Raw genomic sequence first — 19486 nt, forward strand, 5'->3', positions numbered from 1 at the left:
CCGGCTCGAGAGGACATCATGACCACTGTCGACGTACCGCACAGCTCGCGTTCGGCCGTGCTGCGGGTCTCCGCGGTGATCACCGAGACGGGCGACGCCTGTTCGCTGGTGTTCGACGTGCCCGAGGAGCTGCGCGAACGGTTCGCGTACAAGCCCGGCCAGTTCCTCACTCTGCGCATCCCGAGCGAGCGCACCGGCTCGGTGGCGCGCTGCTACTCGCTGGCCAGCTCGCCCTATACCGACGATCGGCCGAAGGTCACGGTGAAGCGCACCGTCGACGGCTACGCCTCGAACTGGGTGTGCGACAACGTGCGCGCGGGTGACGAACTGGAAGTACTGCCGCCCTCGGGCATCTTCACGCCCAAGGACCTCGACGAGGATCTGCTGCTGTTCGCGGCGGGCAGCGGCATCACACCGGTGATGTCCATCCTGAAGTCGGCGCTGGCGCGCGGCAGCGGCCGGATCGTGCTCGTGTACGCCAACCGCGATGCCGAATCGGTGATCTTCGCGGGCGAATTGCGGGAGCTGGCGGACAAGAATCCGCAGCGGCTGGTCGTCGTGCACTGGCTGGAAACGCTGCAGGGTCTGCCGAGTGTGGACGCGCTGGCCGCCGTGGCCGCGCCCTACACCGACCGCCGCGCCTTCATGTGCGGGCCGAAGGCGTTCATGGACCGGGTGCACGACGCGCTGGCTCAGCTGGAGGTGCCGCGCGACCGCACGCACGCCGAGATCTTCAACTCGCTGGCGGGTGATCCGTTCGCGGATACCGCACCGGTCGAGTTGAGCGACGAGGAACAGGCCGACGCCGCTACCGTCGAGGTGGAGCTGGACGGGGAGGTGCACAACCTGTCGTGGCCGCGGAGGCAGACGCTGGTGGACATCATGCTGTCCAAGGGCATCGACGTTCCGTACTCGTGTCAGGAGGGTGAGTGCGGGTCGTGCGCCTGCACCGTGCTCGAGGGGAAGGTCGAGATGGACAACTCCGAGATTCTCGATCCGGAGGATATCGAGGCCGGGTACATTCTCGGCTGCCAGGCGCATCCGGTGACCGACCATTTGAAGATCCAGTTCTGAGTTGTCGATGCCTCAGCGCATCGACCGGTATGCCTGTCGCGCTGCGGGATCGAGATGTTCGGTGGCGTAACTCAGTGCGGTGCGGCCCATTTCGGCGGCGTGGCGATCCAGGAAAGCGGTCAGCAGGGTGCGGTCGATGCGCTTGCCCACCTCGCGCAGCATCCAGCCGACGGCTTTCTGGATCAGGTCGCGGCGATCGCCGAGCAGGATTTCGCAGAGTTCGACAGTGGTTGTGGCGTCCCCGGCCTTGATGAATGCGAAGGTCGTCAAGAGGGCGACTCGTGGCTCCCACAGCGAATTCCGCTGTGCCAGTTCGAAGAGCAGGTCACGGGGGCGGTTCAGCAGCCAGGGGCCGAGGATGTTCTCGGCCGAGACGTCCACCAGGTCCCAGTTGTTCACGCGGCCGCGGCGTACGGCCGACAGGTAGCGGTCGACGATCTCCTGTTGTGCGGCACGATCTTCGGTGCGCGGTTTCATCGCCTTGGCCATGGCGTTGTTGAGCAGGACCAGTCCGGCCAGGCGGTGCTCGTGCACCGGGCTGTCGAGCAGCTCGTCTATCTCCGAGAGCGGTAGCAGTGCGAAGCGTTTGGCTACCGCGCGGGTCTGGGGGACGCGTACCCCGAGAAATACGTCGCCCTCGCCGTACTCACCGGGACCGGTCTTGAAGAAGCGTTGCAGATGGATCGCGTCCGCGGGATCGGCGATGTCCGCCAACGCCTTGCGCACCGCGGCGGCGGTCGGGGCGGGCTCGGTCACGGGACTGCCCGCTGCACCGGCTCGCGGGCGCCGAGAATCCGGCCCGACTCATAGGCCGCCGCGGCCCCGGGCAGCGCGCCCGGGCGGCCGCTGTTCAGCACCGTGACCGCGCCGGTGCCCGCGGTCGGGCGGCCGAGGGCATCCATGCGCCGCAGGGTCTGGGCGGCAACGGCTTCCGCGCTGTCGAACAGCCGCACCCCGGCGGGCAGGGCGGCCACGATCGAATCCAGCACCAGGGGGTAGTGGGTGCAGCCGAGCACCACGCCCTCGGTTTCGGGCGGGGTGCGGTCGGCGGCCTGCGCGATGGCCAGTTCGATCGCCGCCAGGTCGCCGCGGTCGATGGCGTCGGCGAGGCCGTGGCAGGCGACGCCCGTCACCTCGGCGTCGCCACCGAAGCGCGCGATCAGGTCCGCCTGGTACCGGCTGGCGGTGGTCGCGGCCGTCGCCCACACGGCCACCCGGCGGCAGGCCGCGGCGGCGGGCTTGATCGCGGGCACGGTCCCGACCACCGGGACCTGCGGCCCGACCGCCGCCCGCACGTGCTCGAGCGCCGTCACGCTGGCCGTATTGCACGGCAGCACGATCACCTCGGCGCCCAGCTCCAGCGCCCGCCGCGCGGCCCGCAGCACCCGCTCCACCACCCACGGTTCCGGCTTCGGCCCCCACGGAGCGCCATCGGGGTCGGTCTGCAACAACAGATCCAGATCGGGCCGCAACTTCCGCAGCCACGCCCCCGTGGGCAACATCCCCAGTCCGGAATCGATGAGCGCGACGATCACACCCGCAACCTTATTAGCGCCCACCCACCCCACCACACCCACCCATCCGCGCACACCACCGACACCGCACGGCGCACACCACGAACCAGCTCACCGCCCGCGCCACACCACCGACGAAACAGACGCGCACGCTCCACCACCGCCCGCTGCAATGCACAGACACCGCGCCGACCGATAGACGAAACGCACCAGCACTGCGGACGACAGAAGGGAGCGCGACAGCGCCGACGACACCGCACACACCACCGACGCGACAGGCGCGCACGCTCTACGACCGCCCGCGGCAATGCACAGACATCTCGCCGTCCGGTAGACACGAACCGAACCAGCACCGCAGACGACAGGACGGGAGCGCGACAGCGCTGGCGACATCGCACACACCGCCGACGCGACAGGCGCGCACGGTCTACGACCGCCCGCGCCACACCGAGTACACCACCGATGCAACAGGCATGAATTCGCCACTACCACCTGCGGCAGGGCATAGAAACCGCGCCGACCGTCGACATGAACCGCACCAGCACTGCGGACGACAGGACGGGAGCGCCGGCGATATCGCATGCACCGGCGACGCGGACCGGCGCACCTCACCGCAGCGCGTAGTACGGGCACAGACACCGTGCCGACCGGTGGGACAGCGGGTGTCGGGACCGTGGGAGTGCGGTGAGGCTCAGGGGACGGGGGTGGCCGCGGCGGCCAGCTGGGCGCGCATTTTCATTACCGCGCCGGTTTTGCCGGCGCCGATGACCGCGGTGAGGGTGCCGTCGGCGAAGTAGTGGGCGAGGAATTTGCGGCCGTCGTCCTCGATGAGCCGGACCTCGTCGGCGGCCGCGGGGGTGCCCAGGACCTGGATTTTCAGGTCGTACTGGTCGCTCCAGACGTAGGGGACGCGGGCAGCGGCGGGCGGGTCCGTGCCCAGGAGCGCGGCGGTGAGCAGTTGGGCCTGTTCGCCGGCGTTGGTCCAGTGTTCGACGCGCTTGTGCCGGCCGGTCGGGTGCCGCCACGCGGCCACGTCGCCGATCGCCCACACGCCGTCCACCGCCGTGCGGCCCACCTCGTCGGCGAGCACGCCACCACCGGCAGCGGGCTCGGCGAGAGGGATACCGGAACCGGCCAGCCAGTCGGTCACCGGCACCGAGCCGACGCCGATCACCACCAGTTCGGCGGCCACCTCGGTACCATCCGACAGCCGCACCCCGGCGACCGAATCACCCTCGACCACAAGCGAATCCATCCCGGTGCCGCAGCGCAGATCGACGCCCTCGGCCCGGTGCAACCGGGCGACCAGCCCGCCGACCTCCGCCCCCAGCGACGCGGCCAGCGGTTGCGGCTGCGGCTCCACCAGCACCACGTCCACCCCGCGCGTGCGCAGGCTGGCCGTCACCTCGCAGCCGATGAAACCCGCGCCCACCACCACGGCCCGGGACGCGCGGGCCAGCTCGTCGCGCAGCGCGACGGCGTCGTCGTGGCGGCGCAGCACGTGCACGCCGGACACCGCGGGCAGGCCGGGAATCCGCTTGGGCCGCAAGCCGGTCGCGATGATCAGCTGGTCGTAATCGAGCACGTCGCCGTCGGCGAGGCGAACCTGCCGCGCGGCGGTGTCGACCCCCGTCGCGGCGGCGTCCAGGCGCAACTCGATGTCCTTCTCCGCGAAGAACTCGGCGGGACGCAGCGTGGTGTCGTCGGTCTCCCCGCGCACGAACTGCTTGGACAGCGGCGGCCGGTCGTAGGGCAGCCGCGCCTCGTCACCGACCAGGACCAGCCCGCCGGAATAGCCGCCGCGGCGCAGCTCCTCCGCCGCGCGCAGGCCCGCCAGACCCGCTCCGACAACAACAATGGGCCGCTCGCTCATCGCATCTCCCCCGGGTCGGAAGTCATGGTCACTGAAATGGAGAACACGATAACCGACCATATTCTAGAACCTGTTCTATTTTCCATCCGGGTGACGACCGCCACACCGGAAACCGCTGCACAATCTTGCTCCGCCAGGTATTGATCGGGCGGTCAATCAGGTCTATACCGGGAGGTGGACATATCCCCAGTCCTCGAGGAGGCAACAATGTTCACCGAGAGTCGCGCGCAGGATTTCGTAGCCATCGTGCTCGGCGCCTTCACCGCGCTGTCACCCCTCTGGGTCGACACCAGTTCCCGGGCGACGTGGACGCTGATCGTCCTCGGCGTGCTGATCGCCCTGACCGGTCTGGCACAGCTGGCACGCCCGGCGATGTCGGAGTTGGACTACGCGATGGGCGCGCTCGGCGTGCTGCTGTTCATCTCCCCGTGGGTGATGAACTACGACGCATTCAGTGGCGCCTCCTGGACCGCGTGGATCGTCGGAGTGCTGACCGTCGTCGTCGCGGTGGCGGCGCTTCCCCAAGTGACGGCGCGCCTGCATACTGCTCACTGATGCATATGCCCAAACCCCATCGAGCGGGGCGTCGCCGGCGCAGCAAGGTCGACGGCGACGCCCGTCAGCTCATCCTGGACGCCGCCGAGAACCTTTTCGCGGCACAGGGTTTCGACGCCACCGCAACGGCGGCCATCGCCACGTCCGCGGGCGTCCCGAAGGGCTTGGTCTTCTACTACTTCCCCACCAAGGATTCGATCCTGTCGGCGCTGATGGCCGAGCGGGTGCCCGCGCAGCCGCTCACCGACATCGAAACCGTCGTCACCCCGGGCGATCCCGCCACCAGCCTGGTGAACCTGGACGCCGCGCTGAACCTGCGCGACCATCACTCCTCCGTGCTGCGCGTGATCATGTGGCGCGAGGCCGACACCCACCCCGACGTCCGAAAGCAGTTGCGGCGCATTCGCGATCAGCTGCTCGACGTCACCGCCCGCGTGCTGCAGGCCAGCGCGCCCGCCCCGGTACAGCCGGGCACGCTGCGCGCGTGCGCCACGGCCTGGGTCTCGGGAGTACTGGCCATCACCACCACCGACCGCCTGCACGCGCTCGACGGCCTCACCCTGCCGACCACCGACGAGATTCTCAATCTCTCCCAGGTCATCGCGGCGGGCATGACCCAACTCGGCTGAGCCCGGCGGCCGATAGCCACCGGCAACGGATTCGGGTATTGCCCGTGCCGTCGATGAATTACGCTCACCCCTACGTAGACCGTGCCGCGGCGAAGCCGCCGGCACGCTACGGATGCGGACCGTCGTGCCGGCGACACCGCATCCGGCATCGGTGCGCGACAGCTGCGCCCGAGCCGTGACGATGAGGGAGAACGGCCGTGGACGCACGGGGTTTCGGAGACCTGGAGGCCGTGGTGATGGATCGAGTCTGGCGACGCACGTCGCCGACGACGGTGCGCGAGGTGTTCGAGGAACTGTCCGGAGAACGCAGCATCGCCTACACCACGGTCCTGTCCACCATGGACAATCTGCACCGCAAGGGCTGGCTGGAACGCGAGCGCGCGGGGCGGGCCTACCGCTACCGGGCGGTGCTGACGCGCGAGCAGTACAGCGCCCGGCTGATGCGCGAGGCGCTCGGGCGCGGCGGCCGGGCCGACCTGGTGCTGGCGCATTTCGTCGACGGCATCAGCGCCGAGGAGTCCGACAGTCTGCACGCGGCGCTGTGCAGGCGGGGGCACCGCGCCTGCGAGTGACCTCAGCGCAGGAGCGTCGGCACCGCCGGAAGATGCGCCGCCCGGGCCGACATCGGACGCGGCGCGTGCGCCGGCGAGACCTGCTCGGGCGCGCACACCGCGATACTCGCCGCGGCGAGCACGGTCGCGATGGCCGAACCGATCGTCGCGACCGAGAGCGCCGGGTGCCGCAGCGGATCGCGGGCGAAGGGGACCGGGCAGGCCGCGAGCACCAGGCGATCCACCCGGTCCGGTAGCCAGGCCCCGGTCGCCTCGATCGGACCCGCCGCGTCGGCCGCCACACCGGACAGGGCGAGCAGCGCCCGAATCACGGTGCGCGGTCCGTGAATCCGGGCCGCCGCGTCGTCGGCGCACATCTCCGCCAGCCGCGCGACCTCGACCGCGCCGCGGGTGAACAGCCGGATCCGCGGGAACACCGTGGCCAGCCCGCGGGTCGTGCCCAGCAGCAGATGATGCCGCCCGGCGAGATGCGCCCGCTCGTGCGCGAGCACGGCCGCGAGGTGATCCTCGTCGAGGGCCGCGATGGTCCCGCGGGTGACGACGACGGTGCCCTCCTTGCCTGCCACGCAATAGGCGGCGGGCTCGGCGACGTCGAGAACCACCGCGTCGAGGAAAGCGTTGTACCGACCGGCGATTCGAACCATGCGTGCGTGTTCGTGCGTAATGCGACGCGCCCGCACCAGCATTCGGATCAGGCGGCCCGCCGTGACCAGCGCCGTGACCGTCGTGACGACACCGACGAGCAGCAGCCCGCCCTCGACCGCGGCGCCGTAGCCGCCCACGACGGTGTCGTGCAGCCGGGTGACGCAGGTGTCGCCGAGGCTCGGGCAGCCCGGCCGGGTCAGATCGCGCAGCGCGTCGACGATCACCAGGACGAGCGCGGCCGCCCACGCCGCCGTGACCGCGCCGATGACCCCCATCCACGCGATCAGCCCGAGGCGCGGACTGCGTTCGGCACCGACGGCGCGCGCGAGCAGCGCCGGAGCGAGAAGTGCTGTCACGGAACCGCAGAGCACCAAGCACACCGCGAGACTCATGGGGTGGACTTCCTGTCGAGGGTGGCGGAGCCGGAGCGCAATCTCGTGTCAACCCGATCGCAATGCGCCATGTACGTACCTGTATGGTAAGTGCATCCACCGTTGGGGACCCTTGCCTCGGGCGAGCCGTATGCGCTTGATCTGTCACGGATCGGCCGCGGCGCAGCCGCCGTCGTTCGACCTGCCGTTCCGCAGACACCCTTCCCACCCCTGGAAATTGTTGTGGGTCAAAGTGATTGCATGAACCCGGACAAGCATGCTACTACTGTCTACGTACGTAGGCAGTAGGTTTCGCGCCGTGCCGGCACACGGCGTGGAAACGCCGCCGTTCGCGGCGGCGTTGTGGTCGGTCGGGTGGGTCTGTCCCCTCATCGGACTCACCCGAGCGATCCGATTGCCGGAGCCCACACGCCATCCGCGCGAGCGCGCGCTGGCAGTGGTCGCGCCACGTGCTCGAGATCGCGCGGTCGTGGCCGCCCCGGTGAAGGAGAAACATGTCCACCGACACCGACACGTCCCCCAGATCGGAGATCTCGCCGGAGAGATCGTGGTCTGATCGTTTGTCTTCTGTTTCTCGCCATGATCTGCCTGCGTCGATTGTGGTGTTCTTGGTGGCCCTGCCGTTGTCGCTGGGTATCGCTATCGCGTCGGATGCGCCGATCGCGGCGGGGTTGATCGCGGCCGCGGTGGGCGGGATCGTGGTGGGGGTGCTGGGCGGGGCGCCGTTGCAGGTGTCCGGTCCGGCTGCGGGGTTGACGGTGGTGGTCGCGGAGACCATTCACCAGTTCGGGTGGAAGACAACGTGTTTCATCACGGTGGCGGCGGGGTTGCTGCAGGTGGTGTTCGGGTTGTCGCGGATCGCGCGGGCGGCGTTGGCGATCGCGCCGGTGGTGGTGCACGCGATGCTGGCCGGTATCGGGGTGACGATCGCGTTGCAGCAGGTGCATGTGCTGCTGGGTGGGTCCTCGCGTAGTTCGGCGTGGGAGAACGTGACGGAGTTGCCGTGGCAGTTGCTGCATCTGCACGGCGCGGATGTGGTGGCCGGGGTGATCGTGATCGCGATCATCGTGGCGTGGCGGTGGGTGCCGGCGCGGGTGAAGATCGTTCCCGGGCCGTTGGTCGCGGTGCTGGCCGGGACGGTGTTGTCGCTGGTGTTGCCGGGTGAGCCGGTGCGGATCGTGATCGAGGGGTCGTTGTTCGACGCGATCGGGTTGCCGGGGATGCCCGAGGGGGACTGGGGTGCGGTGGTGCTGGCGGTGCTGACCATCGCGTTGATCGCCAGTGTGGAGTCGTTGCTGTCGGCGGTGGCGGTGGACAAGCTGCACACCGGTAAGCGCACCAATTTCGATCGGGAGTTGATGGCGCAGGGGGCGGCGAACATGACCTCGGGGTTGCTGGGCGGGTTGCCGGTGACCGGGGTGATCGTGCGGAGTTCGACCAATGTCGCCGCGGGTGCGCGGTCCAAGGCGTCGGCGTTTCTGCACGGGGTGTGGATCCTGGTGTTCTCCGTCGCGCTGGTCGGGGTGGTGCAGCAGATCCCGAAGTCGGCGCTGGCGGGATTGCTGATCGTGGTCGGTGTCCAGTTGGTGAAACTGGCTCATATCCGGCTCGCGCGCCGCACCGGGGACCTGGCGGTGTATGCGGTCACCATCGCCGCGGTGGTGTTGCTGAACCTGCTCGAGGGCGTGCTGATCGGGTTGGCGCTGGCGTTCGTGCTGCTGCTGTGGCGGGTGGTGAAAGTATCGGTACACGCCGCCCCGGTCACCGGCACCGAGCGGTGGATCGTCAGTATCGACGGCACCTGCACCTTCCTCGCACTGCCGAAACTGACCAAGGAACTCGCCAAGGTCCCCACCGGCACCGACGTCCTGGTCGAACTCACCGTCGACTTCCTCGACCACGCCGCCTACGAAGCCATCCACGACTGGGCCCGCCAACACGAAAACACCGGCGGCAACGTCGAATTCGCCGAGATAGGTACCGCGCGGATGGCACACGTGTTCAACGGCCCGCCGCGGCGCGGACGCGCTCGCGGGCTGCTCGACGGTGCCCTCGGGCCCTGGCGTGAACGCACCGGCAATGTCATCAACACCGGCATCGTCGCCTATCACCGGGGGCATGCCCACGTGGTGCGGCCGCACCTGGACGAGTTACGGGATCGGCAGGACCCGCACTCGCTGTTCCTCACCTGCGCCGACTCCCGGATCGTGCCCAACGTGATCACCAACAGCGGCCCCGGCGACCTGTTCACCGTCCGCAACGTCGGCAACCTCATCCCCGCCGACGGTTCGGACGCCTCGATCGAGGCCGCGCTCGCCTTCGCCGTCGAGAATCTGCACGTCCGCAACATCGTCGTGTGCGGGCACTCCTCGTGCGGCGCCATGCGCGCCGTCCTGGACGGCACTCCCGCCGCCCCCGGGCTCGAGGAATGGCTGGCGCACGCCCGGCCGAGCCTGGCCCGGTTCCGCGCCGCGCCGCCGGTGGCCCTCGCCGCCGCGGCCGCGGGCTACGACGAGGTCGCGCAGCTGAGCATGGTGAACGTCGCGGTGCAGCTGCAAACCCTGCAGGCCCATCCGATCGTCAGCCGGGCCATCGCCGAGCACGGCCTCACGGTGTCGGGGTTGTTCTTCGACATCGGCACCGCGCGGGTCATCGAGATCACCACCGATACCATCGGTGAGATCGTGGATACCGATCACCGATCGGATCAATCGACCAGCTGAAACGCTGTCGCCGCTGCCGGAAATCCCCGGCCCGGCCGTCGGCGTGTCCGCGCCTCCTCCCGGTCGATTCGCACTTGAATACCATCTGCCCGGTCTTCCTGAGCTGCGAATATCCGTGGAGGTCATGGATTTGACTCGTCCGACGATCGTGTCCCTTGCCACACGCCCCGGACCCCGCCGACTACTGACCGCACTACTGGGCGCGGCCCTGGGCGTCGCGCTCGCCGCGCCCGCCGTCGCCCAGCCGATCTACCCGCGACCCGATCCGGACCCGTTCTACGCGGCGCCCGCGGATCTGGCGGACCATCAGCCCGGCGAGGTGCTGGCGGTGCGGGCGATGCCGCCGCTGCTGACCTTCCCGGGCACGTCGGTCACGCTGGTGAAGTTCCGCTCGACCGATTCGCAGGGCCGCCCGATCGCGGCCACCACCACCGTGCTGACCCCGGCCAACCATCGTCCCGGCGACCCGCTGCTGTCGTACCAGCACATCATCAACGGGCTCGGTTCGGAGTGCGCGGTGTCGCGGGTGCTCTACACCGCCGACCCGAACCTACAGGTGCGCGAGGCCGCGGCGTTGAACGTGCTGCTCGCCCGCGGGTGGAGCGTCGCGCTGCCGGACCATCTCGGCCCGCGATTCGCCTACGGTGCGGCGCGGCTGGGCGGGCAGATCACGCTGGACGGGATCCGCGCGGTCAGGCAGGTACCCGAACTGGGCGTCGGCGGCAGCCGGATCGCGATGGCCGGGTACTCCGGCGGCGGCATGGCGACGGCCTGGGCGGCGGCACTGCAGCCGCGCTACGCGCCCGAACTCGATATCGCCGGTGCGGCGGCGGGTGGTGTGCCGATGAATCTGCTGACCATGGTCGAGGCCCTGGGCACCAACTCGCATCCGGCCTTCGGGCTGGCGATGGCCGCCGCGATCGGGCTGGAGCGGGAGTATCCGGACCGGCTGCCCATCAGCGACTACATGAATGCCCGTGGGCTCGCCGCCCGCGACGCGATGGCCGACGGCTGCACCAACGAGATTCTCGCGGCCGGGGCCGGGCGCAATGCCCTCGAATTCGCCCAGAGCACCGAGTTGATCAACAGTCCCGAGGCGCGGGCCGTGGTGGCGGAGAACAGCCTGGAATTGTTCGACGGAATTCCGGAAATGCCTGTGTTCGAATGGCATTCACCGACCGATCCGCTGATTCCGGTGGACGCGATCGTCAATACCAATCGACGGTACTGTGCGGCGGGCGTGCGTTTGCAGGCCGAGGTGAACCCGTCGCCGGAACACCTGTCGGCGGCCGTATTGGGGGTGCCGTCGATGGTCAATTGGCTCGACGGGCGCTTGCGCGGTGAACCGGCGCCGTCGAACTGCTGAACCGGGCCCTCGCGGCCGCGCCCTGAACTCGTCATGACACGGGGATAGCATGGCGGCTATGACGGATGCCGATTTCGCCAGCTTCGGGGAGCCCAATCGCAAACGGCCGGAGGGGTCTCGCCTCACCCACCCGGCCAACGATTCGGTCCCGGCGCCGGTGAACGGCCTCACCGGTATCGACACCGCCGGGCGCAGTCCGTTCGGGCCGGAACTGCAGTGGAATCCGCCGGATTTCGCGACGCAATGGGCCAATGCCGCAACCCGGTCCAGCGCTCCGGCGGCCGAGGCGGGGCCGCCGGAGTCGCTCATGTCGGCACCCGACGCGGTCACCATCCGGCCGGAATCGGCCAGCACGCCCACCGATCCGGGCCTGCGGCGTCCGGAGGCCGACTCCCCGGGCCCGCGCGCCGCCGCCGACCACCGCACCGGCTCGATCACGCCCCGGACGGAGTCGAGCATCCCCCGCACCGAATCCGCGCTGTCCCACCAGAACTCCTTCACCCCCACGAACGGATCCGCCGCACCACACCAGAACTCGTACACCCTCCCCACCGACCCCCAGGCACCCCGGCAGAATTCCTACCCCCTCTCCGGCGAACCGGCTCCCACCCAGCAGAACTCGTACGCGCTCTCCGGCGAACCCCCGGCCCCCCAGCAAAACTCATACGCCCCCTCCGCCGAAAACTCGGCCCCCAAGCAGAACTCGTATACCCGCTCCGCCGAAAACTCGGCAGCCCAGCAGAACTCGTTCATGCTTTCCCAGGAAACCGCTGCATCCCAGTCGAAGTCCTACACGCTTTCCGGTGAGCCTGCCCCGACACAGCAGAACTCGTACGCGCTCTCCGGCGAACCGCCAGTCCCCCAGCAAAACTCGTACGCCCGCTCCGCCGAAAACTCGGCGGCCCAGCAGAACTCACACATGTCTTCCGGTGAACCCTCGGGGTCGCAGCAGAACTCGTACCCACGGTCCGGCGAGCTGTCGGCTCAGCAGAACTCATACACACGTGCTGGTGGAGCTGAAGCGCGGCAGAACTCGTACGGGCTTTCCGGCGAGCCCGCGGCGCCACAGCAGAACTCGTATTCGTCCGCGGGCGAATCGGCGGGCGCGCGGCGGGCGGATGCCCTGTCGCCGCGTAATGAATCCGGCGCTTCCCGCTCGGATTCTCTTTCGTCGCAGACCGAGTCCGCCGGGGCTCGACGGGAAACGCTCTCGGCGCGAACGGATTCCGCGGCGTCCCGGCCGAACGCGCTACCTTCCCGTGCCGAATCCGCCGCCGCCCGGCAGGACACCCTCGCCCCGAAAACAGGCCCCATCCCCACGCGGAATTCCGACGCGAGCGGGCGTCGAACTCCCACGCGCACCGAAGCCGCCCATCGCGACGACTCCGAACCGGCCCGCCGCGCTCCGGAGCCGCCCCTCGCCCGGCGCAGCGCCCACCGCCACACCTCACCCGCGGAGGACTCCCCCACCGCCATCGACATCCACCTCGTCATGCGCCTCCTGCTCACCAGCAGCAACCTGGAAACGATCGCGAAGAAGGCCGAATCCGGTGACTTCTCCCTCACCGAATTCATCCAGGCCGCCCACCGCACCCGCACCGTGGCCGTAGACCTCGTCTCCGCCTGGTTCGGCGGCACCGACCAAATGCGCCAGTTCGCCGAAGCCCTATTAGCCGCAACCGAACCCGTCACCGAATCTCGATGATCGACTCCCCGGCACCCAACAGCTCGACCACCGTCGGCAGAATCGGCAAGAAAGCTTCCAGCAGTACCTTTTTCGAGCAGTTCCCGCTCCTGAGCCGCCTCATCCCACACTTCGAGATCGAAGGCAGTCGTCATCCCGATATCGCACACATGGCCGCGTCGTGACCTTCTGCGACGAGCACACGGGCCAACGCCGGTGGAAGTTGTGCGTCTATGAGGAAGTTCAAGAGGCGGTCCGGAGAATCGGATGATCCGCCTCGGCTGCGGCGAATGCCAGGCAGGCGAATGCCAGGCACGCGCGGATGTCTTCCCGCTCCAGATACGGCTAGTCCTCGAGGATCGAGTCCTCTGTCTCACCGGCGGCCAGAAGTTCGAGAATGTCCTTCACGCGGATTCGCATACCGCGGATGCAGGGACGTCCACCGAGCTGGTTCGGATCGAACGTAATTCTGGACACAGCGCAATCATACTCACTGGCAGCTGCCAACTTCGACGAACAGGATCCGAAACACCACCGCACGCGAAAAGGGCCGTCCCCCTTGGGGAACGGCCCTTTCAGTAAGAACTGGTCTTACTTGACGATCTTGGTGACGCGGCCGGCGCCGACGGTGCGGCCGCCCTCACGGATCGCGAAACGCAGGCCCTCTTCCATGGCGACGGGCTGGATCAGCTTGACGCTCATCTCGGTGTTGTCGCCCGGCATGACCATTTCGGTGCCCTCGGGGAGGGTCACGACGCCGGTCACGTCGGTGGTGCGGAAGTAGAACTGCGGGCGGTAGTTGTTGAAGAACGGGGTGTGGCGGCCGCCCTCGTCCTTCGACAGGATGTACGCCTGGCCCTCGAACTCGGTGTGCGGAGTCGTGGTGCCCGGCTTGATGACGACCTGGCCGCGCTCCACGTCCTCACGCTTGAGGCCGCGCAGCAGCAGACCGACGTTGTCGCCGGCCTGGCCCTGGTCGAGCAGCTTGCGGAACATCTCGACGCCGGTGACCGTGGTCTTCTGCGTCTTCTCGCGGATGCCGGTGATCTCGACTTCCTCGTTGACGTTGATGATGCCGCGCTCGACACGACCGGTGACGACGGTGCCACGACCGGTGATCGTGAAGACGTCCTCGATCGGCATCAGGAACGGCTTGTCGGTCTCACGAACCGGGTCCGGGATCGACTCGTCGACGGCGTTCATCAGCTCGACGATCGACTCGGCCCACTTCGCGTCGCCCTCCAGCGCCTTCAGGCCGGAAACGCGGACGACCGGAGCGTCCTCGTCGAACTCCTGCGAGGCCAGCAGCTCGCGGACCTCCATCTCGACGAGCTCGAGGATCTCCTCGTCGTCGACCATGTCCGACTTGTTCAGCGCGACCAGGATGTAGGGCACGCCGACCTGACGGGCGAGCAGCACGTGCTCACGGGTCTGCGGCATCGGGCCGTCGGTGGCGGCGACCACGAGGATGGCGCCGTCCATCTGGGCCGCACCGGTGATCATGTTCTTGATGTAGTCGGCGTGGCCCGGCGCGTCGACGTGGGCGTAGTGCCGCTTCTCCGTCTGGTACTCGACGTGAGAGATGTTGATCGTGATACCGCGAGCCTTCTCCTCCGGAGCCTTGTCGATCTGGTCGAACGCAAAGCTCTGGTTCAGGTCCGGGTACTTGTCGTGCAGAACCTTGGTGATAGCCGCCGTCAGCGTGGTCTTGCCGTGGTCGACGTGACCGATGGTGCCGATGTTGACGTGGGGCTTCGTCCGCTCGAACTTCGCCTTCGCCACTTGATGTCCTCCTGGACTTGTTGGTGCTTGCTATGCAGCAGTGCGGTTTTTAAGGGTCACCCCCGCTTACACGGGGATTGGGTCGTACGTGACCGACTATTCGCCGGTCGCCTTGGCGATGATCTCCTTCGACACGTTGGCCGGAACCTCCGCGTACGAATCGAACACCATGGAGAAGTTCGCCCGGCCCTGGGTCTTCGACCGCAGATCACCGATGTAGCCGAACATCTCCGAGAGCGGAACCAGCGCCTTGACGACACGGGCACCACTGCGTTCCTCCATGGCCTGGATCTGGCCACGCCGGGAGTTCAGGTCGCCGATCACGTCGCCCATGTATTCCTCGGGCGTGGTGACCTCGACGGCCATCAACGGCTCGAGGATCACCGGACCGGCCTTGCGGGCCGCTTCCTTCAGCGCCTGCGCACCCGCGATCTTGAACGCCATTTCCGAGGAGTCGACCTCGTGGTAGGCGCCGTCGAGCAGCTTCGCCTTCAGGTTGACCAGCGGGTAACCAGCGAGGACACCGTACTGCATGGCGTCCTGGATGCCCGCATCCACCGAGGGGATGTACTCGCGGGGCACGCGACCACCGGTGACCTTGTTCTCGAACTCGTAGGTCGCGCCGTCCTCGCCCTTGAACGGCTCGAGGGCGATGATCACGCGCGCGAACTGGCCGGAGCCACCCGTCTGCTTCTTGTGGGTGTACTCGTGCTTGTCCACCACCTTGGTGATGGTCTCGCGGTAGGCCACCTGCGGCTTGCCGATGTTGGCCTCGACCTTGAACTCGCGCTTCATCCGGTCGACGTAGATGTCGAGCTGCAGCTCGCCCATGCCGCCGATGACGGTCTGGCCGGTCTCCTGATCCAGCTTCACGTTGAAGGTGGGGTCCTCCTCGGCGAACTTCTGGATGGCGGTGCCCAGCTTCTCCTGGTCGGCCTTCGTCTTCGGCTCGATGGCCACCTCGATGACCGGGTCCGGGAAGGTCATCGACTCCAGCACGATCTGGTTCTGCGGATCGCACAGGGTGTCACCGGTGGTGGTGTCCTTCAGGCCGATGACCGCGTAGATGTGCCCGGCCTGGGCCTCGTCGACCGGCTGCTCCTTGTTGGAGTGCATCTGGAACAGCTTGCCCAGCCGCTCCTTCTTGCCCTTGGTCGAGTTGACGACCTGAGCGCCGGAGGCGACCTTGCCGGAGTACACGCGCACGTAGGTCAGCTTGCCGAAGAACGGGTGGCTCGCGACCTTGAACGCCAGCGCCGCGAACGGCTCGGTGGTGTCGGCGTCGCGGTGCAGGATCTCGTCCTCGTTGCCCGGGACGTGGCCGTCGGTGCCGCCGTCGTCCAGCGGGTTGGGCAGGTAGTCGATCACGGCGTCGAGCATGGGCTGCACGCCCTTGTTCTTGAACGCCGAGCCACACAGCACGGGGTAGAGCTCCGAGTTCACGGTCAGCTTGCGGATGGCGCCCTTGATCTCCTCGACCGTGAGCTCCTCGCCGCCGAGGAACTTCTCGAGCAGCTCCTCGTCCGACTCGGCGACGGCCTCGAGCAGCTCCTGGCGGTACTGCTCGGCGCGCTCGGCCAGGTCGGCCGGGATCTCGGTGGTCTCGTAGGACTCGCCGAGCTTGGTCTCGCCCTTCCAGACCTTGGCGTTCATCTCGACCAGGTCGACGATGCCCTCGAAGTCGTTCTCCGCGCCGATCGGCAGCTGGATGACCAGCGGCTTGGCACCGAGGCGGTCCTTGATGGTCTGAACCGTGAAGTAGAAGTCGGCGCCCAGCTTGTCCATCTTGTTGACGAAGCAGATGCGCGGGACGTCGTACTTGTCGGCCTGCCGCCAGACCTGCTCGGACTGCGGCTCAACGCCCTCTTTGCCGTCGAAGACCGCAACCGCGCCATCGAGAACGCGCAGCGATCGCTCCACCTCGACGGTGAAGTCGACGTGGCCCGGCGTGTCGATGATGTTGATCTGGTTGTCTTTCCAGAAGCAGGTCGTCGCGGCCGACGTGATCGTGATGCCGCGCTCCTGCTCCTGAGCCATCCAGTCCATCGTGGCCGCGCCGTCGTGGACCTCACCGATCTTGTAGGTGATGCCGGTGTAGAAGAGAATGCGTTCGGTTGTCGTGGTCTTGCCGGCATCGATGTGGGCCATGATGCCGATGTTGCGGACCTTGTTGAGGTCGGTGAGCACGTCCTGTGCCACGGAAATCTTCCCCGCTCTGTCTTGTGAGACTCTCAGCTCAGTTGGGATTTTCGGGAACGACCCTGGCTCCGTTTCGGAGGCCCAGAGGCCATCACTTTTTCAACGTCGGGCGTGGCCTCGAAGTGCCGCGGCGCCACGCCCGACTGTGACTCGCCTCCCGGCGCCGTTCCTTGACAGTGCCCAATGCGGAGCACCGCTCCGGAGACCCGGGAGCCGACTCACCAGCGGTAGTGCGCGAAGGCCCGGTTCGACTCGGCCATCTTGTGGGTGTCCTCGCGACGCTTCACCGAGGCGCCGAGACCGTTGCTGGCATCGAGCAGCTCGTTGGCCAGGCGCTCGACCATGGTCTTCTCGCGACGCTGCCGGGAGAAGTTGACCAGCCAGCGCAGCGCCAGGGTGTTGGCGCGGCCCGGACGCACCTCGACCGGCACCTGGTAGGTCGCGCCACCGACGCGGCGGGGCTTCACCTCGAGCGAGGGCTTCACGTTGTCGAGCGCGCGCTTGAGGGTGACGACCGGGTCGGTGCCGGTCTTCTCGCGTGCCTGCTCCAGCGCGGCGTACACGATCCGCTCGGCGGTCGACTTCTTGCCGTCCAGCAGGATCTTGTTGACCAGCTGGCTCACCAGCGGCGACCCGTAGACCGGATCGTTGATCAGCGGACGCTTGGGTGCGGGGCCCTTGCGCGGCATATCAGCTCTTCTCCTTCTTGGCGCCGTAGCGGCTGCGGGCCTGCTTGCGGTTCTTCACACCCTGGGTGTCGAGCGAACCGCGGATGATCTTGTAGCGCACACCCGGGAGGTCCTTCACACGACCACCGCGCACGAGCACCATCGAGTGCTCCTGCAGGTTGTGGCCCTCACCGGGGATGTAGGCCGTGACCTCGACCGCGCTGGTCAGGCGAACACGCGCGACCTTGCGCAGCGCGGAGTTCGGCTTCTTCGGGGTCGTGGTGTACACGCGGGTGCACACGCCACGACGCTGCGGGCTCCCCTTCAGGGCCGCGGTCTTCGTCTTCGCGACCTTGTCGCGGCGACCCTTGCGGACCAGCTGGTTGATGGTTGGCATATACCGGCTTTCTTTATTCAGTAACCAGGTGTCTGGAGTTCTTCACGTGTGCGTCATCGAGCTTTCACCCGCCCGCCCGGATCCGCGTTCCTCGCGTCCCGAGGTCGGGCGTGTCGCGCGCATCGCATGCCTACATTTCCGGGCACGCTGAAACGGTCGGCCGCTCTCGCTGGCTTACGTCCTGCACACGAACCTGCCCGCTAGCTTCCGGGCACAGCGATCCACGATACCCGTCGGCGCGGCGGGGGGCAAAAGCGGGTACCCCGTGGTAGGCGAGGCACGGCGCCGGGTCGCGATATCGGGTTGTCGAGCTTGTGATTCAGCGGGCCAGGTTCAACGTCAACTCTGCCAGTTTCCTGGCTCCTTCGCACGGATCCGGATGACCCGATCCCGTCCGATAGTTCACCCACCACCCGATGACACCGGTGTCGGCCGCCGGGGCCATCACACCGCAGGAGTCCGCGTCACCCGGCCGATGCACCTGCAGGGCGCGGCGTCCCTGCACGGTGATGTCGGTGGTGGTGTAACCGAGCCGGTCGTTGTTCTGTTTCTCGTTCGGCAGCGAGCCGATCTCGTACCAGTTCAGCGTGGCCATGCCGTCGCCGCCGGGCGTGCCGAGCAGATCCCACATGCACACCGCGCCGTTGAACGAGCTCAACGCGTCCTGCGCGCCGGTCGACTTCGCGATGTCCTCGGGTTTGACGACATCGCATTCGCGCAGCAGTTTGTCGAAGTTCATGTTGACCGAGCTGCCGCTGCCCGCGGGCTCGGCGGCGCCCGGCACGGTGCGGCCGCATCCGCCCAGCGTCAGCGCCGCGGCCGCCGCCACCGCGCAGACCGCCGCCGCCCGCGCTCCCGTTCGCACGCTCATGCCGCCCCTCACTTCAATCGCTGCACGGTCAGCTCGGCCATCTTCCGGTTCTTCACGCACGGGTCGACGCCGATCTGACCGAACAGGCCCGCGGAGGTCGACCATTCGAAGAAGTCGTCGCCGAGCTGCACCGCCAGATCGCAGATGCTGCCGTCGGGCGTGGCGTCCTGGAAGCCCTTGTGCCCGGCGACCTCGATGCTCTCCGGATTGCGATTCTGCGCGGTCACCCACGCGCGCTCCCGCTCGATCGGGCTGCCCCGATAGGAGGCGAAGGTGACACTCGCCGAGCTCGCGCCGGCCGACTGCCAGTTGCAGCCGACGGAATTCTTGAACGACCGCGATATCTGCGGCAGTTGACCCAGAGTGCGCACCTCGTCGTCGGTGAGGTTGCCGCACTCCCCCGTGAACGGGCCCAGCGTCGCCACTCGGGTCGGCGGCCGCACGGCCGGAGTCTCGTCGTCCGAACCGTCCGACCCGCACGCCGTGAGCAACGCTGCGATGGCCATCCCCGTGACGATCGCCGACGTGATCCGCATGAAGGC

General features: G+C 68.0%; 19 protein-coding genes. 8 read left to right on the forward strand and 11 right to left on the reverse strand.

The genetic code is table 11. From position 1 onward, the window contains the following. Positions 1-18 precede the first annotated feature (18 nt). Positions 19-1074: a ferredoxin--NADP reductase gene (locus NWFMUON74_RS31690; protein ID WP_187685378.1), complete on the forward strand. Its 1056-nt coding sequence runs from the start codon at positions 19-21 to the stop codon at positions 1072-1074. A 12-nt stretch (positions 1075-1086) separates the two neighbouring features. Here the strand turns inward: NWFMUON74_RS31690 and NWFMUON74_RS31695 are convergent, their stop codons facing one another. The 3 genes from NWFMUON74_RS31695 to NWFMUON74_RS31705 all read right to left on the reverse strand — a co-directional run bounded on the left by NWFMUON74_RS31695 (position 1087) and on the right by NWFMUON74_RS31705 (position 4461). Continuing rightward, positions 1087-1830, reverse strand: coding sequence for a DNA alkylation repair protein (locus tag NWFMUON74_RS31695; RefSeq protein WP_187685379.1), 744 nt, complete (start codon positions 1828-1830; stop codon positions 1087-1089). After that, on the reverse strand, positions 1827-2609 hold the full coding sequence (locus NWFMUON74_RS31700; protein WP_187685380.1) for a glutamate racemase: 783 nt from the start codon (positions 2607-2609) through the stop codon (positions 1827-1829). Before NWFMUON74_RS31700 ends, NWFMUON74_RS31695 begins: the two co-directional genes overlap by 4 nt. Positions 2610-3279: 670 nt before the next feature. Beyond that, complete coding sequence (locus tag NWFMUON74_RS31705) at positions 3280-4461, reverse strand: NAD(P)/FAD-dependent oxidoreductase (RefSeq protein ID WP_187685381.1); 1182 nt, start codon at positions 4459-4461, stop codon at positions 3280-3282. A gap of 207 nt (positions 4462-4668) precedes the next feature. Here NWFMUON74_RS31705 and NWFMUON74_RS31710 point away from each other — a divergent pair, with 207 nt between their 5' ends. The 3 genes from NWFMUON74_RS31710 to NWFMUON74_RS31720 all read left to right on the forward strand — a co-directional run bounded on the left by NWFMUON74_RS31710 (position 4669) and on the right by NWFMUON74_RS31720 (position 6217). Beyond that, positions 4669-5016 (forward strand): SPW repeat domain-containing protein, encoded by a 348-nt coding sequence (locus NWFMUON74_RS31710; RefSeq protein WP_187685382.1) that lies wholly within the window; start codon positions 4669-4671, stop codon positions 5014-5016. A gap of 5 nt (positions 5017-5021) precedes the next feature. Then, a complete protein-coding gene (locus tag NWFMUON74_RS31715; RefSeq protein ID WP_425300637.1) occupies positions 5022-5645 on the forward strand; it encodes a TetR/AcrR family transcriptional regulator in 624 nt (207 codons plus the stop codon). A gap of 197 nt (positions 5646-5842) precedes the next feature. Next, positions 5843-6217 (forward strand): BlaI/MecI/CopY family transcriptional regulator, encoded by a 375-nt coding sequence (locus tag NWFMUON74_RS31720; RefSeq protein ID WP_187685384.1) that lies wholly within the window; start codon positions 5843-5845, stop codon positions 6215-6217. A gap of 2 nt (positions 6218-6219) precedes the next feature. Here NWFMUON74_RS31720 and NWFMUON74_RS31725 read toward each other — a convergent pair whose 3' ends face one another. After that, complete coding sequence (locus tag NWFMUON74_RS31725) at positions 6220-7218, reverse strand: M56 family metallopeptidase (protein ID WP_232110701.1); 999 nt, start codon at positions 7216-7218, stop codon at positions 6220-6222. A 530-nt stretch (positions 7219-7748) separates the two neighbouring features. Between NWFMUON74_RS31725 and NWFMUON74_RS31730 the strand changes: the two genes are divergently transcribed. The 4 genes from NWFMUON74_RS31730 (at position 7749) to NWFMUON74_RS31745 (ending at position 13212) form a co-directional block, all read left to right on the forward strand. Next, the gene (locus tag NWFMUON74_RS31730; RefSeq protein ID WP_187685386.1) at positions 7749-9977 is read left to right on the forward strand and encodes a SulP family inorganic anion transporter; all 2229 of its coding nucleotides are present in this window, start codon (positions 7749-7751) and stop codon (positions 9975-9977) included. A 124-nt stretch (positions 9978-10101) separates the two neighbouring features. Continuing rightward, complete coding sequence (locus NWFMUON74_RS31735) at positions 10102-11343, forward strand: lipase family protein (protein WP_187685387.1); 1242 nt, start codon at positions 10102-10104, stop codon at positions 11341-11343. Positions 11344-11401: 58 nt separating this feature from the next. After that, positions 11402-13048, forward strand: coding sequence for a hypothetical protein (locus tag NWFMUON74_RS31740; RefSeq protein WP_187685388.1), 1647 nt, complete (start codon positions 11402-11404; stop codon positions 13046-13048). Continuing rightward, on the forward strand, positions 13045-13212 hold the full coding sequence (locus NWFMUON74_RS31745) for a hypothetical protein (RefSeq protein ID WP_187685389.1): 168 nt from the start codon (positions 13045-13047) through the stop codon (positions 13210-13212). Before NWFMUON74_RS31740 ends, NWFMUON74_RS31745 begins: the two co-directional genes overlap by 4 nt. Before the next feature lie 160 nt (positions 13213-13372). On the opposite strand, the gene NWFMUON74_RS31750 is transcribed toward NWFMUON74_RS31745, so the two are convergent. From NWFMUON74_RS31750 to NWFMUON74_RS31780, 7 genes are all read right to left on the reverse strand, one after another. Next, a complete protein-coding gene (locus tag NWFMUON74_RS31750; RefSeq protein ID WP_187685390.1) occupies positions 13373-13504 on the reverse strand; it encodes a DUF433 domain-containing protein in 132 nt (43 codons plus the stop codon). A gap of 114 nt (positions 13505-13618) precedes the next feature. Further along, positions 13619-14809: an elongation factor Tu gene (gene tuf / locus NWFMUON74_RS31755; protein WP_187685391.1), complete on the reverse strand. Its 1191-nt coding sequence runs from the start codon at positions 14807-14809 to the stop codon at positions 13619-13621. A 96-nt stretch (positions 14810-14905) separates the two neighbouring features. Next, complete coding sequence (gene fusA / locus NWFMUON74_RS31760) at positions 14906-17008, reverse strand: elongation factor G (RefSeq protein ID WP_187685392.1); 2103 nt, start codon at positions 17006-17008, stop codon at positions 14906-14908. 218 nt (positions 17009-17226) lie between these two features. Beyond that, positions 17227-17697: a 30S ribosomal protein S7 gene (rpsG, locus tag NWFMUON74_RS31765; RefSeq protein WP_187685393.1), complete on the reverse strand. Its 471-nt coding sequence runs from the start codon at positions 17695-17697 to the stop codon at positions 17227-17229. A 1-nt stretch (position 17698) separates the two neighbouring features. Next, complete coding sequence (gene rpsL, locus NWFMUON74_RS31770) at positions 17699-18073, reverse strand: 30S ribosomal protein S12 (RefSeq protein WP_014353064.1); 375 nt, start codon at positions 18071-18073, stop codon at positions 17699-17701. A gap of 319 nt (positions 18074-18392) precedes the next feature. Then, positions 18393-18944 (reverse strand): DUF3558 domain-containing protein, encoded by a 552-nt coding sequence (locus tag NWFMUON74_RS31775; protein WP_187685394.1) that lies wholly within the window; start codon positions 18942-18944, stop codon positions 18393-18395. Positions 18945-18952: 8 nt separating this feature from the next. After that, positions 18953-19480, reverse strand: coding sequence for a DUF3558 domain-containing protein (locus NWFMUON74_RS31780; protein WP_187685395.1), 528 nt, complete (start codon positions 19478-19480; stop codon positions 18953-18955). Positions 19481-19486 lie beyond the last annotated feature (6 nt).

The organism is Nocardia wallacei, assembly GCF_014466955.1.
GTDB lineage: Bacteria > Actinomycetota > Actinomycetes > Mycobacteriales > Mycobacteriaceae > Nocardia > Nocardia wallacei.

What these genes read in the sequence shown, in the direction of transcription:
- NWFMUON74_RS31690 (WP_187685378.1), top strand. Translation starts at nt 19, where the DNA reads ATGACCACTGTCGACGTACCGCACAGCTCGCGTTCGGCCGTGCTGCGG.
- NWFMUON74_RS31705 (WP_187685381.1), bottom strand. Translation starts at nt 4,461, where the DNA reads ATGAGCGAGCGGCCCATTGTTGTTGTCGGAGCGGGTCTGGCGGGCCTG.
- NWFMUON74_RS31710 (WP_187685382.1), top strand. Translation starts at nt 4,669, where the DNA reads ATGTTCACCGAGAGTCGCGCGCAGGATTTCGTAGCCATCGTGCTCGGC.
- NWFMUON74_RS31715 (WP_425300637.1), top strand. Translation starts at nt 5,022, where the DNA reads ATGCCCAAACCCCATCGAGCGGGGCGTCGCCGGCGCAGCAAGGTCGAC.
- NWFMUON74_RS31730 (WP_187685386.1), top strand. Translation starts at nt 7,749, where the DNA reads ATGTCCACCGACACCGACACGTCCCCCAGATCGGAGATCTCGCCGGAG.
- NWFMUON74_RS31735 (WP_187685387.1), top strand. Translation starts at nt 10,102, where the DNA reads ATGGATTTGACTCGTCCGACGATCGTGTCCCTTGCCACACGCCCCGGA.
- NWFMUON74_RS31740 (WP_187685388.1), top strand. Translation starts at nt 11,402, where the DNA reads ATGACGGATGCCGATTTCGCCAGCTTCGGGGAGCCCAATCGCAAACGG.
- NWFMUON74_RS31745 (WP_187685389.1), top strand. Translation starts at nt 13,045, where the DNA reads ATGATCGACTCCCCGGCACCCAACAGCTCGACCACCGTCGGCAGAATC.
- rpsG (WP_187685393.1), bottom strand. Translation starts at nt 17,697, where the DNA reads ATGCCGCGCAAGGGCCCCGCACCCAAGCGTCCGCTGATCAACGATCCG.
- rpsL (WP_014353064.1), bottom strand. Translation starts at nt 18,073, where the DNA reads ATGCCAACCATCAACCAGCTGGTCCGCAAGGGTCGCCGCGACAAGGTC.
- NWFMUON74_RS31775 (WP_187685394.1), bottom strand. Translation starts at nt 18,944, where the DNA reads ATGAGCGTGCGAACGGGAGCGCGGGCGGCGGCGGTCTGCGCGGTGGCG.
- NWFMUON74_RS31780 (WP_187685395.1), bottom strand. Translation starts at nt 19,480, where the DNA reads ATGCGGATCACGTCGGCGATCGTCACGGGGATGGCCATCGCAGCGTTG.